Origin of the sequence: Micromonospora sp. NBC_01699 (genome assembly GCF_036250065.1) — a bacterium.
In the GTDB taxonomy this organism is placed as follows: domain Bacteria; phylum Actinomycetota; class Actinomycetes; order Mycobacteriales; family Micromonosporaceae; genus Micromonospora_G.
In genome coordinates this window covers 3429549-3444370 of the sequence record NZ_CP109199.1, presented here as the reverse complement: position 1 = coordinate 3444370, position 14822 = coordinate 3429549, and the positions used below count along the sequence as shown (strand labels likewise).

Below are 14822 nucleotides of genomic sequence, written 5' to 3'. Positions count from 1 at the left end.
CCGACCCCCGGTTGCTGTTATCCGGCGGCCGGATCAGCCGTCAACGAAGGCAGGCCGCGCCCACGCCGCAGGCATGTGAACATGGCGGTCACAGCACGAACGGAGGTGGTCGACATGAGGACGGCGGTCGATCCCGTCCTCGTCGAGGCGGCCCGCGGTGGTGACGAGGCTGCCATGGCGGCCCTGGTGGCGGAGGCCATGCCGCTGGTGTACAACGTGGTGGGCAAGGCACTCGGCGGCAGTTCCGATGTCGACGACGTGGTCCAGGAGACCATGCTCCGCGTGGTCAGGGGCATTGCCGGGCTCAAGGATCCGGACTGCTTCCGGGCCTGGGTGATCTCGATCGCCTACCGGCAGATGCAGGACCGCGGTCGTTCGATCCGGGTCGCCACCGCGCTCGGGCCGCTCGTCGCCGACGTCTCGCAGTGGCCGGACCCGGCCGGCGACTTCGTCGACTCGACCATGTTCCGGCTCCACCTGTCCGGCGAGCGCCGCGAGACCCACGAGGCCAGCCGCTGGCTGAGCGCCGGGGACCAGCGCGTACTCGGGCTGTGGTGGCAGGAGGCGGCCGGTCTGCTCAGCCGAGCCGAGCTCGCCGGGGCGCTGCGGGTCAGCACCGGCCACGCGGCGGTGCGCGTACAGCGGGTGAAGGCGCAACTCGTGCTCGCCCGGACGCTGCTGCGGGCCTGGCACGCGGTCCCGCGCTGCGCCGAGCTGAGCACGGCGGCACGGAAGCTGGGCGGGCCGTCGGACCGACGCTGGTTGAGGCAGCTCGGCCGGCACGTCCGGCGGTGCGAGGTCTGCCTCGCCCACGAGCGGGAGCTCATCCCGGCCGAACACCTGCTCGCGGGTGGCAGTCTGGCGCCCATACTCGCCGGGCTGGCCGGTACCGCTGTCGGTGCGTCGGGCGGGGCCGCCTGGGGACTCTGGGATCCGGCCCAGCGGGCCGCCCGGTACCTGCTGGCGAAGTTCCTGCCGATCGGGGGAATCGTCGCGGTCGGCACCGCCTCCGTGTTCGCCTACGCGGTGTACTACCCGCCCTACCAGGACGACGGTCCCCGACCAGCGCCGCCGTCGGTGGAGGCGGCGAACCCGCCGGCGCCCGGCGCGGCCACGGCGGATCCGGGCGCCACGATGTCCCCGACCGGGCGACCGGCCGGCGGCTTCGACGGCGTCACCACCGCCTCCTACTACGTCGCACCCGACGGCAGCGACACGAACCCCGGTACGCTCGACCGTCCCTTCGCCACGCTCGACCGAGCGGTGTCGATGGTCCGTCCGGGCCAGACCATCGCGCTACGCGGCGGGGTGTACCGGCCCACCCGACCGGTCGAGATCACCACGAGTGGCACGGCGGCTCAGCGGATAGTGCTGAGCAACTACCGCGACGAGACGCCGGTCATCGACGCCGCGCGGGTCCGGGCCGGCGCGGCCTACGTCACCCAGCGGGCGAGCTACTGGACCGTGCAGGGTCTGCGGGTGCGGGGTGCGTCCGGGCACGCGTACGTCTGCCGGTCCTGCTCGCACAACGTCTTCCGGGCGCTGTCGTTCCATGACAACGGCCAGACCGGACTGATGCTGCGGGACCCGGACACCGTCGACAACCTGGTCGTCGACAGCGACTTCTTCGGCAACCACGACACGGCGACCAACGGGGAGTACGCCGACGGTCTGGGCATCGAGTACGGCTCCGGCACCGGCAACGTCGTACGGGGTTGCCGGCTGTACGGCAACGCCGACGACGGCCTGGGCCTGCACGAGTTCACCAGCCCGGTCACCATCGAACGCACCTGGTCGTTCGGCAACGGCGTGAACCGCTGGGACCTCGCCCCCTTCGACGGCGACGGCTACGGGTTCAAGCTCGGCGGCGGCACCCCTCCTGCCGCCGTCGACCACGTGATCACCGGCAGCGCGGCGTGGGACAACGCCGGGTACGGGTTCACCGAGAGCGGGAACGCCGGTGCCCTGACGGTGCGCGGCAACACGGCGTTCCGCAACGGCAAGACCGGCTTCGCCTTCGAGCGGTCGACGTCGCTGCTGCGGGACAACCTGGCCATCGGCAACGGCCGGGAGTCCACCCTCGGCGACGGTGTGGACGCGGCGGACAATTCCTGGGACCGGGGTGGCTGGAGCGGCGCGGTGCTGCGTACCACCGATCCGGCGTCGACGCTGGCGCCGAGGTCACCGGACGGTGGCCTGCCGCCGACCACCTTCCTGACCAACACGAGGGACCCGCGCGTCGGCGCCCCGATGGGCCCCGGCGGTTAGGCAGCCCGGCGGGTCGCCGGGCTGCCCACTCGTCCGCTCCCCCGGCTGTCCGCGCCGGTCGGCGCTCAGTCGACCGGGTCGGCGGCCGGTGTCGGCGCGTCGGCGATCGACTCCGCCCGCACCCGCACACCGGGATCCGGCCGCAGGGTGATCATCGGGTACGGCGTCACTTCGGTGTCCAGCAGCGTGTACCGCAGCCGCTGGGCGATGGTGGCCGCGACCAGCACGATCTCCATCAGCGCGAAGCCGGTGCCGATGCAGACCCGGGGGCCGCCGCCGAACGGCCAGTAGGCGTACTTCGGCAGCTTGGCGGTGCGCCCGTCGAGCCAGCGGTCCGGGTCGAACTCGGTCGGCTTGTCGAACCAGCGCGGGTCGCGATGGGTCACCCACTGGCTCATCGCGACCATGGTGCCGGCCTTGACCCGGAAGCCGCGGAACTCCACGTCCTCCTCCGGCACCCGGAACACCCGCCAGGCCGGCGGGTACAGCCGCAGCACCTCGTCGACCACCGCGCGCAGCAGTTTGAGCTGGGGCAGCTTCTCCGGGGTCGGGCTCTGGCCGCCGAACACCTCGTCGACCTCGTCGTAGACGCGCCGGGCGAGGTCGGGCCGCCGGCCGAGGAAGTACCAGATCCAGGCCAGGGTGCTGGTGGTGGTCTCCTGCGCGGCGACGTACATGGTGACCAGTTCGTCGCGGAGCTGCTGGTCGGTCATCTGGGTGCCGTCGTCGTCGCGCGCCTCGACCAGCATGGCCAGCAGGTCCGAGTGGGTGCCCTCGGGCGCCGCGCGCCGGTTGCGGACGAACTCCGCCACCACGTCGTCGAAGTCGGCGATGGCCGAGTCGACCCGGCGCCGGTTGGGCGTCCGGACGAAGGCGGGCAGCCGTTCCAGCACCATGCTCGCCAGCTCCGCGTTGAAGCCCAGCATGATCTTGTCGAGGGCCTTGCTCGCCCGCGACGACTCGGCCTCGGTGTCGGTGCCGAAGAACGACATGGCGGCGATGCGCTGGGTCAGCCCGCCCATCAGGATGCGCATGTCGAAGTCCTGGCCGGGTTGCCACTTGTCGATCATCTGTTGGGTGTAGGAGACCATGACGTCGGCGTAGCCGCGGATCCGCCTGCCGTGGAAGGCGGGCTGCGCCAGCCTGCGCTGCGTACGCCAGAAGCTGCCCTCGCTGGTCACCAGGCCGTTGCCGAGCGTGTGCCGGAAGACGTACCCGATCTTCTTGTATTCCTGGTAACCCTTGCGGTATCCCCGGGTGGTCTCCAGGTGCACGCGCTCGATGTCCTCGGGGTGGCTCAGCAGTACCCACCGGTCGCCGGCCATGAAGAACTCGACCACGTCGCCGTGGCTGGCGTGCATGCCGTCGAACAGGGCGAGCGGGTCGCGGATGAAGGCCCGCAGATGACTGACCGCCGGAATCCGCTCGCGCAACCGGGGCGCCGCGGTGCTGATGGTCGTCGGCCTCGGATCGGTGGTGGTCATGGCATCGGATCCCTTTCGTTCGCCTGCCGGGCGTCAGCCGCGACGCCCGGTGTCACGTTGCTGTCGCGCCGAGCCCACACCCTCAGCCGTGGACGCGGGTGGCGAGCACCCGGAGCGTCTCGGTGGCGAGGATGGCGTGCCCGCGCATGGTCGGGTGCTTGAAGTCGGCGCTGTAGACGTCCCGGTCGCCGCACATCGGGTGGACGAAGGCGTCCAGGACCAGCGCGTCGTGCCGCTGCGCCACGGCCCGGATGCGGTCGTTGAGGATCGGCAGCCGCTCCATCGGCCCACCGGCCAGCTGCGGCACCGCCCGTACGATGTCCATCAGCGTCACCAGCACCACCGTGGCGCCGATGCCGGTGAGCCCGGCGACGATCTTGTCCAGCTCGGCCTCGACGGCGTCGGCGTCGAAGACCCGACCGAGCACGTCGTTTCCGCCGGCGACGACGACCGCGAGGTCCGGCGCGAAGGCCAGCCCCACCGGCAGTTGCTCGGACCCGACGGCTGCCGCCCGCAGGTCGCGGCGGGCCAGGTTGAGCAGTTCGAGGTCCGGTTGGGCGACACCGAGCACCCGCCGGACCCGTTCGAACCAGGTCAGGTCGGCGTAGCCGGGCGACGGTTCCCCCATCCCCTCGGCGATGCTGTCACCCAGCACGAGGAACCGTCGCCAGGGCGCGGCCGCGAGCAGCCGGCGGGCCGCGTCGTCGGTGCTGAGGTACGGGTCGTTCCCCTCGTCCATGCCGTGCTCCTCTCCGTCGATCGGGCGCTGGGTACGGGCGCGGCGGGACAGTCGTCAGGCCCGGATCTCGACGCCGTGTTCGCGGTCGTCGGTGAGGATCTCGAACAGCGCCCGGTGGGATGCGCGCAGTGTCTCGACGGTACCGGTGGCGCGATCGGTGACGGTCAGCTCGCAGGCGCCGATCTTGGTGTTGAGGCAGTGTTTGATGCCGCCCGGCGGGTTGTAGTAGTTCAACCCGACGAACGCCTCCCCCGGGGCGGTGATCCTGCCCTCGATCCGTACCTCGTCGTTGCCGGTGGCGAAGTCCCAGTCGAAGTAGCCGAACCGGCCCTTGGCCTTGCGGGCGGTGTTCGGCGAGTTGAGCGCGTACTCGCGGCCTCGGTGCCGCAGCACGAGCAGCGTCATGAACGGGGTCCTGATCGGACCGACCCTGGTCTGCGCGGTGATCACTTCCAGGAAGCTGTCCGGCGCATCGTCGAAGCCCGCGATCTGGCCGAAGGCGTAGTAGTCGGTGTGCTGGCTGCCCCAGTTGTGGTTCTGGCTGCCGATCCAGTCGTCGATGTCGATCTGCGCGCCGTTGACGGTCAGCGTGCCGCTGTAGCTGCTCAGTGGGGCGCCGACCAGGCTCTTGGCCTTGGGGAAGCCGCCGGAGTACATCGACCTGGGCAGCAGGTAGATCGTCTCCTGCCCGTCGGTGTACTTCAGGTCCCAGCCGATGGTGTTGCCGGAACTGCTCGCCTCGCCCCGCAGCCGGCCCGGCGACAGCACCCGGTCGCCGATCCGTACGTTGAACGCGTCCCGGGCCCAGGCGGTGTCGGCGATCGGGTGCTCCTCCTTGGTCGCCACGTGCTCGCCGGTCTCGCCGTCGAAGAAGATCGACCACAGCTCGCCGATGGCCGCCTCGGGCCGACCCTTCGGGCTGAAGATGGTGTACCGGATCCAGAACGCCAGCGGCCGGGTCGGGTGGTTGCCGCGCTGGTAGAAGCTCTCGTAGTGCCCCTCCCGCTGGCCGGGGGTGTACTGGGTGAAGGACAGTCGCTCGTCGGTCATCGTGCTCATTCCTGCCTATCTGGCGACGGTCGTACGCCGGCGGGGGTGCATCGTCATCTCCATGCCGTACCGGGGGCGCAGCGTGATGGTGGCGTGCTGCACCACCCGGTGTGCGGGCAGGTGACGCAACTCGTAGCGGGCGACCAGCGCGGCGAGCAGCAGCTGCGCCTCCATCAGCGCGAAGTGCTTGCCGATGCACAGGTGCGGACCGGCACCGAACGGCAGGTACGCGTACCGGTGCCAGCCCTTGCGCGCCGCCGGCTCGAACCGGTCCGGGTCGAAGCGTTCCGGGTCCGGCCAGTGGTCGGGGTGCCGCTGGATGTTGACCAGGTTGACCAGCACCCGCGCCCCGGCGGGCAGGTGGTGACCGCCGAGGGTGGTGTCGTGGTTGGCCAGTCGCGGCACGATCGGCGCCGACGGGTAGAGCCGCATCGCCTCCTCGAAGACCCGCAGCGTGTACGGCAGCCGGGGCAGGTCCGCCAGGGTCGGGGTACGCCCGGCCAGGACGCCGTCCACCTCCTCCTGCAACCGGCGCAGCACCCGCGGATGCTGGGAGAGCAGGTAGAACGTCCAGGTGAGCGTGATGGCGGTGGTCTCGTGACCGGCGGCGAAGGTAGTGATGATCTCGTCGCGCAGCTCGCGGTCGGTCATCGCCTCGCCGGTGTCGGCGTCGCGGCAGGTCAGCAGCGCGTCCAGCAGGTCGGCGTCGCCGGGACCGGCGGCCCGGCGTTCGGCGATCAGCCGGTACATCAGGTCGTCGATCGACGCCATCACCCGCCGGAAGCGCCGGTTGCCGGGCGTGGGCCAGGACACCGGCGGGCTGAACGGGTTCTGCAACCGCTGAAAGGCGTAGTTGATCGCGATGTCGACCGCGTGCGGACCGATGGTGTCCAGGTCGTCGAGCACGTTGGTGCTGAACATGCACCGGCTGACGATGTCCAGGGTGACCCGCATCAGCTCCTTGTGCAGGTCGAGCTGGTCACCGGGGCGGTACTCGCGGGCCAGGTGGTCCAGCCACCCGTCGGTGCTGGACCGCATCGTGGCGTACATCTCGGCGATCTTGGCTCTGGTGTAGAGCGGTTGCATCATCCGGCGGTTGCGCATCCAGCTGTCGTGGTCGGAGCTGGTCAGCAGGCCGGTGCCGAGCACCAGGCGCAGCGGGTTGTCGGCGCCGAGCTTGCCGAACCGCGCCGCGTCGGTCAGCGCCTCGCCGGCCAGTTCCGGGCTGGACACCCCGTAGACGGTGACCGGGCCGAGCCGGTAGCCGACCAGGTCGCCGTGCGCCTCGAAGCCGGCCCGCATCGCGGCGAGGATGTCGGACCGGAAGTCGTTGACGCTGCCGAGCAGGGGCAGCCCGCGTACCCCGGGCACCGGCAGCCCGCCGGTGCGGTGGACGACGCCGGTGCGCCCCCGGCCGCCGGCCGGTGCCCGCCCCGGTGGGGCCGGCGCTGTCATTTGCGGGCCGTCGCGCAGACCCAGCCCAGTGAGCGGGTGGGTTCGGCGATGAACGCCGCGTCGCGGAAGCCCGCGCGGGTGAGCATCCCGGTCAGGTCCGCGCCGGAGACGATCCGCAGCCCCTCCCGGGCGGACCGTTCGGTGAACCGCCGGCCGAAGTAGCGCTGCACCAGCGACGGGGTGCCGGACGCCTCGCGGCTCATCTCCAGCGTCACCACCATCTGCCCGCCCGGTCGCAGCACCCGGTGGGCCTGGGCCAGCCCGTTCATGGCGTCGGGCCAGAAGTAGAAGGTCTCGATGGCGCTCACGTGGTCGAAGGAGGCGTCGGGGAACGGCAGCGCCATCGCGTCACCCCGCAGGACCCGGACCCGCCCGGCGCGTACGGCCGCCCGGTTGCGCCGGGTCGCCAACGTCACCATCTCGGGCGAGTAGTCCAGGCCGGTCACGGTGCCGCGCCGGGCCCTGGCCGCCATCAGCTCGACCGCCATGCCGCTGCCGCAGCCGACGTCGAGGATCTCGTCGGTGGCACCGATCCCCATCCGCTCGATGGTCCAGTCGGTGAGCGTACGGTGCTGGACGGTCATCAGGTGACCGATCAGCCGGCCGGCGAACCCGGTGGGTTTCTTGAAGTTGTCCTCCACCAGTTCCAACGGTTTGTGGATCATGCCCCTCACAGCCTTCGTCACCCGTGGGTTCCTCCTCTCCCTCTGCTATTACGCGCCCGCGTCGGCGAACCCTCGCGAGTGGTCCCGTCCGTACCGGCGCCGGACCGTGCGGTCGCCCCGGCGCGGGCCGGGCGGACCTCGGCGCGCGCGGCGAGCACCGCCAGGTACGCCCGCAGCAGCGGCCGGGCCGGGCCGCGCAGCGGCAGCCAGGGCGCCCGCGAGCGGTGCCAGGGCAGTCCGGCGGACTCGTCGGACGCACCGCCGAGCCGCTCGGCCAGGTACGCGCCGGTGGCGACGCCCATCGCCAGGCCGTGGCCGCAGCAGCCGCCGGCGAACCAGATCCGGTCGGCGACCCGCCCGACCACCGGCAGTCCGTCGGCGGTCAGCGAGATCCGCCCGGACCAGCGATGCTCGACCGGTGTCTCGCGCAGCCGGGGGTGCAGCGCGCGCAACCAGCCGGTCAGGAACCGCCAGGCTCGTTCCTGCTGACCGGTGTCCACCCCGGCGCCCCTGGTCAGGACCGCCCGCCCGCCGCCGACGACCAGCCGCCGATCCGCCGTCATCCGGAAGTACGGCGCGAGTTCGCCGGCCTCGATCACCGCCCAGTCGTCGAGCACCGGCTCGCTCAGCGGTGCGGTCGCCACCGCGTGCACCTGTAGCGGCAGCAGCGTGCCGGTGTTCACCGCCGCCGGCAGTTCCAGCAGGTCGGCGTAGCCGTTGACGGCCACCAGCACCCGCCCGGCGCGGATCACCGCACCGGGCAGTTCGAGCCGTACGGCGTGCCGGTCCGGCAGCACCCGCAGCACCCGGCTGTCGCCGTGCAGGCGGGCACCGGCCCGCGTCGCGGCGGCGGCCAGGCCCCGGGTGAGCGCCGCCGGGTCCAGGGTGGCCGCCGGCCGGTACGCCAGCCCGGTCCGCCAGCGCAGCGCCGAGCCGTCCGGTCGGGTGCCCGACCCGGCCCGGTAGCCGGGGCGCACGATCTCGTCCAGCCGCTGCGCCGACAGCGCCGGCACGTCGAGACCGAGTTCCAGGTACGACCGGCCACGGCGCACCAGCGCCCGAGCCGTGGCGGGGTCGCGGGCCACCACCGCCTGCGCACCGGTGCGCAGCCCGCACTCGATGTCCAACTCGGAGATCAGATCGAGCGTACGGGTGACGGCTCGGGTGCTGACCTCGTGCATCAGCCGGGCGGTGGGGTCGCCGTACCGGCGGCGGGCCTTGTCGACCGGTGGGCCGACGCGCGGGCCCAGCAGCCCGGTGCCGTGACCGCTGGCACCGGCGGCCGGGTGCGCCGCGTCGACCACCAGCACGTCGCTGCCCGGGGAACGGTCGAGCAGGTGCAGGGCGGTCGACAGGCCGACCAGACCCGCGCCCACGATCACCACGTCCGCGCTGACCTGCCCGGTGAGCCGCTCCGATTCCCGGTCCGCGGGCGCCGCGTGCCATGGCGTCGACGCCGGGCCGGTCACGACGGCCGCCGTACCGGGTGGGGCTGCTCAGTCACGGCTGACCGCGACGAGGGCGCCGGGCTCCCCCGGCCGCGCGGCGGTGGGCACCGCCGCCTGTTCCGGCCCGTCGACCGGGGCGTAGTCGGCCTCGTCCAGCAGGTCGTAGTCGGCGAGCAGCCCGCGCAGGATGACGAGGATGTTGTCCCGCAGCGTGGACGCCGCGACCGGGTCGAGGATCGCCGCGAGGGAGGGCATCCCCAGGTCGAACTCGGCGTCGAAGACGATCCGGGTGCCGTCGGCGCTGCGGGTGACCAGCCACCGCCCACGGAACACCTCGAAGTCGCCGGTCAGCTGGACGAAGTCGATGGTGCGGGCGGCGTCGTCGAAGGTGTCGCGCTCGCTCCAGCAGAGCAGCCCGTTGCGGAAGTGCACCGTCCAGTCCGACACGACGCTGCCGTCGGGCTCCGGTGGGTGGACGACGACCTGACGTACGGTGCTGGTCAGCTGCTCGTACCGGGCGAAGTCGCTGATCCGCTCGTAGGCGAGCTGCGCCGGCAGCCCCGCCGCGAACACCGCGAGGGTGACCTGCCTCATCACGGGCACCTTTCTGTCGTGGGACCTGCCTGCCGATCGGTGTCGTTTCAGGTTCCGTTGGCGACGGCGCGCAGTGCCTCCCCGAACACCTGCGCGAACAGCGCCAGTTCGTCGTCGTGCAGCACCGCGGGCGGGGTCAGCCGCAGCACCCGGGAGGCGTTGAGGGAGTGGTTGACCAGCACCCCGCGTTCGACCAGGGCCAGCACCAGCTCCCCCAGGTGCTCCTGGCCGGCGAGTTCCACGCCGATGAGCAGGCCACGACCGCGTACCTGGGCCACGATGCCGCCGCCGTGGGTCGCGCACAGCTCCCGGACGTCGGACAGGAGACGTTGGCCCAGCCGCGCCGCGCGGGCCGGGATGTCCTCGTCCCGCATCACCCGTACGGTGGCCAGCGCCGCCGCGCTGGCCAGCGGTGAACCACCGAACGTCGAGGAGTGCAGGAACGGGTCCCGGCCGAACGGCGCGTAGGTCCGCTCGCCGGTGAGCAGCGCGGCGACCGGCACCACTCCCCCGCTGAGTCCCTTGCCGACCAGCAGCACGTCGGGTACGACGGCGGCGCCGTCGGGGCCCTGCCCGTCCACTCCCCACCAGGATCCCAGCCGGCCCAGCCCGGTCTGCACCTCGTCCACGATCAGGAACGCGCCGTGTGCGGCGCAGGTACGGGCGAGCGAGTGCAGGTATCCCGGCGGCGGCACGACCACCCCGCCCTCGCCCTGCACCGGTTCGACGATCACACAGGCCCGCTCGCCGCGTTCCGCGACGGCCTGCTCGATGGCGGGCAGGTCGCCGTACGGCACGGCGACGACGTCGGGCAGCAGTGGCCGGAACGGGTCCTGGTACAGCGGGTTGGCGGTGACGCTGAGTGCGCCCAGGGTCTTGCCGTGGAACCCGGACACCGTCGTGACCAGTGCCGTGTGCCCGTGTGCCCGGGCGAGTTTCAGCGCCGCCTCGGTGGCCTCGGTACCGGAGTTGACGAAGTGCACCCGGTCCAGGCCCGGCGGTGCGATCCCGGCCAGCGCCTCGGCGGCCAGCGCGGTGACCGGCTCCAGGAACGTACGGGTCGCCAGCGGGTGGGTCCGGAGCTGGTGACCGACCGCGTCGACGACCACGGGGTGGCAGTGCCCGAGCAGGAACACCCCGTAGCCGCCGAAGTCCAGGTAGCGGCGGCCGTCGACGGCGTACACCCAGCAGCCTTCGGAGCGGACCTCCACCACGGCGCCCATCAACCGGCCCAGCGCGGCGCGGCCGGTGCTCAGGTGTCGACGGGTCCGGCCGATGACGTCGTCGGCGGCCCGCAGCCCGGCCGTCACCGGGCCGCCACCGGTGCCGGCAGGTCACCGTGGACCGCCGGCGCCGGTACGGTCGCCACCGCCCGCTCCAGCAGCCCGCTCTGCCGGGCCCAGTAGGTGATCGACGCCTCGAACGAGTCCAGCAGCGCCTGTTTCTCGACCGACCCGGCCTCGCCGAGCGCGGGCAGGTCGGTCGGCAGCGCGTCCGGCGCCTGGAACAGCAGCATCAGGGTGATCAGGTCCTCGAACCGGCGGCGCATCGCCGGCGGCACCACGTCCGACAGCAGCGGCAGCAGCAGCCGGTCGACGGCTTCGCTGGGGATGAGTCGGGGCGCCGCGTGGCGCAGCCCGCACCGCCGGGCCAGGTCGAGGCAGAGCCGGACCATCTCGGCGACCGTCAGCGCCTGCGCCCCGGCGGTGAGCATGTGCTCGCCACCGGTCTGTCCACGGCGGATCAGCCCACCGACCGCGCGGGCCACCACGTCCTGCGGGATGGCGTCGATCAGCGAGGACGGGTCGGCCGGGATCATCGGCGCGGTTCCGCGTACCACCGCCCGGATCGCCTTGTGGATGCCCTGGAAGGCGGACATCCGCCCGTCCCGCGAGTCGCCGATCACGATCGACGGCCGGACGATGGCCGCCGGGTGCCCGCTCTCCCGGATCAGCCGCTCGGCGGCGATCTTCGACTCGACGTAGACCCTGGGTCCGGCGAACCGGCCGGTGTCGTCGGCCGGCATCGGCCGCTGCACGAAGGCCGTGCTCACGTAGTACAGCGGTGCGTCGGCGCGCCGGGCGAACTCCAGCATCCTGGCGGTGCCACCGACGTTGGTGTCCCGCACCTCCGGGGCCGGCATCGTCCAGCTGGTCGCCGCGGCGGCGTGCAGGATGACGTCCACCCGGTCGGTCAACGCGCCCAGCCGCCGCGCCGACAGGCCGAGCCCGTCGGCGCCGAGGTCGCCGCGTTCGGCGCGTACCCGTGGGTCGTCGACGGAGGCGCGGCGCAGCAGGCACACGATCTCGAAGTCGTCGGCGAGTTCGTCGATGAACGCGCTGCCGAGCACCCCCGCGCCGCCGGTGAGCAGTAACGTCGGCCGGCCATCGGCCATCCTGGTCTCCCCCTTGGGTCGTCGTACGGATCGCGGTCAGGCGATGGTGAGCGTGCCGCCGGACAGTTGGGCCGCCAGCGGACCGGCCATCCGGGCGCGCGACGGCGGGTGCAGGGTGAGCCCGTTGCAGGCGGCCGAGAGGTACGCCACCTCGTCGGAGCCGATGAACTGCATGCCGCCGAGCAGTTCGACCGCGTGCGGCGCCACCCGTGCGATGCAGTCCTGGGCGGCGTACCGGGCGTACAGCGACTCGGCCAGCGTGGTCGAGTCCCGGCAGCCGGCGTCGAGCCGCCCGGCCACCGTCTCCACCGCCGCCATCGCCGCCTCGGTGTCACAGACCAGCCGGATCTTCTCCAGCTCCGGGACGCCGACCTTGTCGACCACTCGTTCGACCAGGGCGCTGACCGCACCGAGGTAGCTCGCGGTCATCAGCAGTTCGAACCACAGGAAACCGGCGATCTGTACGCCGTCGAGTGCCTCGCCGGGCGCGGTGTCGGTGCGTACCAGCAGTTCGTCGGGGACGAAGACGTCGACGAGTTCGACCTGGTCGCTCTCGGCGCCGGCCAGGGCGAAGGTGTTCCAGAACGGGGTGACGGTCAACCCGGGCGAGTCGGCGGGGATCATCGCCACCGCCAACTGCTCGCCGGGGCCGTCGCGGCGGGGTACCAGCACGCTCGCCGTGAGCAGGTCCATCGACCGGGAGAGGCTGCACGGTTTCTTGACCCCGCTGATGTGCACCCCGCCGTCGGCGGCGACCACCGTCATCATCGGTTGCAGGATGCTGCGGCCCGGGTTGCCCTCGGCGAAACCGGAGGCAATCAGCTTCGCCTCGCGGGCGATGCCCTCCATCAGCATCCACTCGAAGCCGTTGCTGATCTCGCTGATCACCACCAGGCTGGCCATCGAGAAGTGGTGCATGGTGGTCGCCACGGCCAGGGACGGCGAGCGGGAGCCGATGGCGCGCTGCACCCGTACGGCCTCGACCGGGGTGGCGCCGACGCCGCCGTACTCGGCCGAGACGAGCAGTCCGGGTCCACCGGCCTGCCGGAAGGCGGACAGCCCCGTGCCGCCGGGCTGTTCCAGCGCCCGCAGTGGTTGGCCGGCGAGGTGTTCGTCGAGGCCGGGCAACAGCTTGCCCAGTACGGTCCGCTCACGTTCCAGGTAACGCATACCGGTTGAACCCTCCACGATCAGATCGAGTTGGTCACGCGCAACAGCCGCCACACCGCGCCCGGCCGGGGCCTGCCCTGGAATGCCACGTATTCCGGCAGGACGGTGGCGATGCCCCATTTCTGCTTGTAGGCCAGCTGGGTCCGGGCCGGGTAGACCGGCTCGCCGTGGGTGGCCAGGAACCGGATGATCCGGTCGACCAGGGGGCTGCCGGAGTCGACGGCGTGCTCGGCGTCCAGGCCGGTGAACGGGGTGAAGCCCAGGTGCAGCCACCGACAGCCCTCGGCGCGGAAGGTCTCGATGGCGGCGGCGTTGACGGCCTCCATCACCCCCGGTGGCGCGTCGGGGCGGCGACGGGTGAGGTCGTGCAGCCAGCCGGGCCGGTTGCCGTAGACGGGCGAGTAGCTGATGTAGCCGATCACCTGTCCGTCGATCCGGCCGACGAACAGCCGCTGGTCGGCCGCGTACGGTCCGAGGCGTTCGCCGATCAGGAAGGTGAGCTCCTTGTGTCGCGTACCCTTCCCGCGCAGCCAGGCCCGGTCGACCTCGGCGAGCGGGTCGCCGTGCTCGGCCGGCCGTTCCTCGGAGATCTCCAGGCCGCACCGCCTGGCTCGGGAGATCTTGTTGCGCAGCTGCATGAACTTGCGGCCGCGCAGGGAGAAGTCGTCCAACGCGATGACGTACGAGGCGCCGACCTGGTTGACGGTGAAGCCGTGCCGGGCGTAGATCTCGGCGTCGGCGCGCTGGAGCTGGATGGCGACGATCCGACGGCGCTGCCGGCCGGCGAAGTCGACGAACCCGCTCAGCAGCCGGTCGTAGTCCGGTGCCGTGGTGAACGCCCCGCCGAACTGGACCAGGTAGCGGCCGGATCGCCGGTAGGCGACGACCCCGCTGGCGCCGTCGGCCCGGTAGTAGTCGTTTCCGCTGTTGAGCGCCAGGAAGCCGCTGGGGTTGTCGCTGTGCGCCTCGATCTCCTCACGCGTTGACGGCACGCGCGGGCCTCTCCGTCGGGGGTGACGCCGGCGTGCTCGCCGCGCCGCCGGTCCCGCTACCGCCGCCGGTCCCGGTCCCGGGCCCGCTACCGGCGAAGCGTTGCTCGAACTCGGCGAAGTGCGGGTCGAGGTGCGGCTCGAACGGGACTCCGAAGGGCTTGAGCGAGTTGCCGAACAACGCCCGGTCGCCCATCAGGTGGATCGGTACGGCGAGCAGCGCCCACTCCGGCCCGACCAGCAGGCACCACGCTCCGACCAGGACCGCGTTGAAGGCCAGGCTGTGCATGGTGTTGTAGGCGACGTAGTAGCCGCGCGGGATGTGGCCGTCGGCGCTGCGGCGGAACGCGATGGCACCGGGGATATAGCCGATGAGGTCGATTATCAAGAAAAACCCGACAAAGACCGCCCATCTGATCTCTCCGATGTGGATGACGGCGAGCACGACCGCGACCACGAGCGCGACCAGCCATTCCAGCCTGGCCAGCTCGAATGTCGCTTTCGTCTCGAACCGATTGCGTGCGTCCACCGGCCCCGCCTCCCACCGCTAGCCATGCGTTCTGCA

General features: G+C 72.0%; 13 protein-coding genes. 1 reads left to right on the top strand and 12 read right to left on the bottom strand.

Going from position 1 to position 14822, the window contains the following annotated elements; translation table 11 throughout:
- The first annotated feature begins 114 nt into the window (after positions 1-114).
- Entirely contained in the window at positions 115-2268 is a 2154-nt protein-coding gene (locus OG792_RS15085; protein ID WP_329110235.1) for a sigma-70 family RNA polymerase sigma factor, read from the top strand.
- 65 nt (positions 2269-2333) lie between these two features.
- Here the strand turns inward: OG792_RS15085 and OG792_RS15080 are convergent, their stop codons facing one another.
- The 12 genes from OG792_RS15080 to OG792_RS15025 form a co-directional block, all read right to left on the bottom strand.
- Positions 2334-3752, bottom strand: a complete 1419-nt coding sequence (locus tag OG792_RS15080; RefSeq protein ID WP_329110234.1) for a cytochrome P450 — start codon at positions 3750-3752, stop codon at positions 2334-2336.
- 82 nt (positions 3753-3834) lie between these two features.
- Positions 3835-4491, bottom strand: a complete 657-nt coding sequence (locus tag OG792_RS15075) for an SGNH/GDSL hydrolase family protein (protein ID WP_329110233.1) — start codon at positions 4489-4491, stop codon at positions 3835-3837.
- A 54-nt stretch (positions 4492-4545) separates the two neighbouring features.
- On the bottom strand, positions 4546-5541 hold the full coding sequence (locus OG792_RS15070; protein ID WP_329110232.1) for a hypothetical protein: 996 nt from the start codon (positions 5539-5541) through the stop codon (positions 4546-4548).
- 15 nt (positions 5542-5556) lie between these two features.
- A complete protein-coding gene (locus OG792_RS15065) occupies positions 5557-6996 on the bottom strand; it encodes a cytochrome P450 (protein WP_329110230.1) in 1440 nt (479 codons plus the stop codon).
- Complete coding sequence (locus OG792_RS15060; RefSeq protein WP_329110228.1) at positions 6993-7682, bottom strand: class I SAM-dependent methyltransferase; 690 nt, start codon at positions 7680-7682, stop codon at positions 6993-6995. Before OG792_RS15060 ends, OG792_RS15065 begins: the two co-directional genes overlap by 4 nt.
- The gene (locus tag OG792_RS15055; RefSeq protein ID WP_329110227.1) at positions 7679-9130 is read right to left on the bottom strand and encodes an NAD(P)/FAD-dependent oxidoreductase; all 1452 of its coding nucleotides are present in this window, start codon (positions 9128-9130) and stop codon (positions 7679-7681) included. The genes OG792_RS15060 and OG792_RS15055 overlap by 4 nt, the downstream gene beginning before the upstream one ends.
- Before the next feature lie 27 nt (positions 9131-9157).
- A complete protein-coding gene (locus tag OG792_RS15050) occupies positions 9158-9703 on the bottom strand; it encodes an SRPBCC family protein (RefSeq protein WP_329110226.1) in 546 nt (181 codons plus the stop codon).
- A gap of 47 nt (positions 9704-9750) precedes the next feature.
- Positions 9751-11013 (bottom strand): aspartate aminotransferase family protein, encoded by a 1263-nt coding sequence (locus tag OG792_RS15045; RefSeq protein ID WP_329110224.1) that lies wholly within the window; start codon positions 11011-11013, stop codon positions 9751-9753.
- Positions 11010-12098, bottom strand: a complete 1089-nt coding sequence (locus tag OG792_RS15040; RefSeq protein ID WP_329110223.1) for an SDR family oxidoreductase — start codon at positions 12096-12098, stop codon at positions 11010-11012. Before OG792_RS15040 ends, OG792_RS15045 begins: the two co-directional genes overlap by 4 nt.
- A 36-nt stretch (positions 12099-12134) precedes the next feature.
- Positions 12135-13268, bottom strand: coding sequence for an acyl-CoA dehydrogenase family protein (locus tag OG792_RS15035; protein ID WP_329110222.1), 1134 nt, complete (start codon positions 13266-13268; stop codon positions 12135-12137).
- Between the two features lie 20 nt (positions 13269-13288).
- The gene (locus tag OG792_RS15030; protein WP_329110221.1) at positions 13289-14260 is read right to left on the bottom strand and encodes a bifunctional lysylphosphatidylglycerol flippase/synthetase MprF; all 972 of its coding nucleotides are present in this window, start codon (positions 14258-14260) and stop codon (positions 13289-13291) included.
- Positions 14244-14786 (bottom strand): hypothetical protein, encoded by a 543-nt coding sequence (locus OG792_RS15025; RefSeq protein WP_329110219.1) that lies wholly within the window; start codon positions 14784-14786, stop codon positions 14244-14246. The genes OG792_RS15030 and OG792_RS15025 overlap by 17 nt, the downstream gene beginning before the upstream one ends.
- Positions 14787-14822 lie beyond the last annotated feature (36 nt).

Coding starts and splice junctions, on each gene's coding strand:
- OG792_RS15080 (WP_329110234.1), bottom strand. CDS start 3,752: ATGACCACCACCGATCCGAGGCCGACGACCATCAGCACCGCGGCGCCC.
- OG792_RS15085 (WP_329110235.1), top strand. CDS start 115: ATGAGGACGGCGGTCGATCCCGTCCTCGTCGAGGCGGCCCGCGGTGGT.
- OG792_RS15070 (WP_329110232.1), bottom strand. CDS start 5,541: ATGACCGACGAGCGACTGTCCTTCACCCAGTACACCCCCGGCCAGCGG.
- OG792_RS15050 (WP_329110226.1), bottom strand. CDS start 9,703: ATGAGGCAGGTCACCCTCGCGGTGTTCGCGGCGGGGCTGCCGGCGCAG.
- OG792_RS15040 (WP_329110223.1), bottom strand. CDS start 12,098: ATGGCCGATGGCCGGCCGACGTTACTGCTCACCGGCGGCGCGGGGGTG.
- OG792_RS15075 (WP_329110233.1), bottom strand. CDS start 4,491: ATGGACGAGGGGAACGACCCGTACCTCAGCACCGACGACGCGGCCCGC.
- OG792_RS15035 (WP_329110222.1), bottom strand. CDS start 13,268: ATGCGTTACCTGGAACGTGAGCGGACCGTACTGGGCAAGCTGTTGCCC.
- OG792_RS15065 (WP_329110230.1), bottom strand. CDS start 6,996: ATGACAGCGCCGGCCCCACCGGGGCGGGCACCGGCCGGCGGCCGGGGG.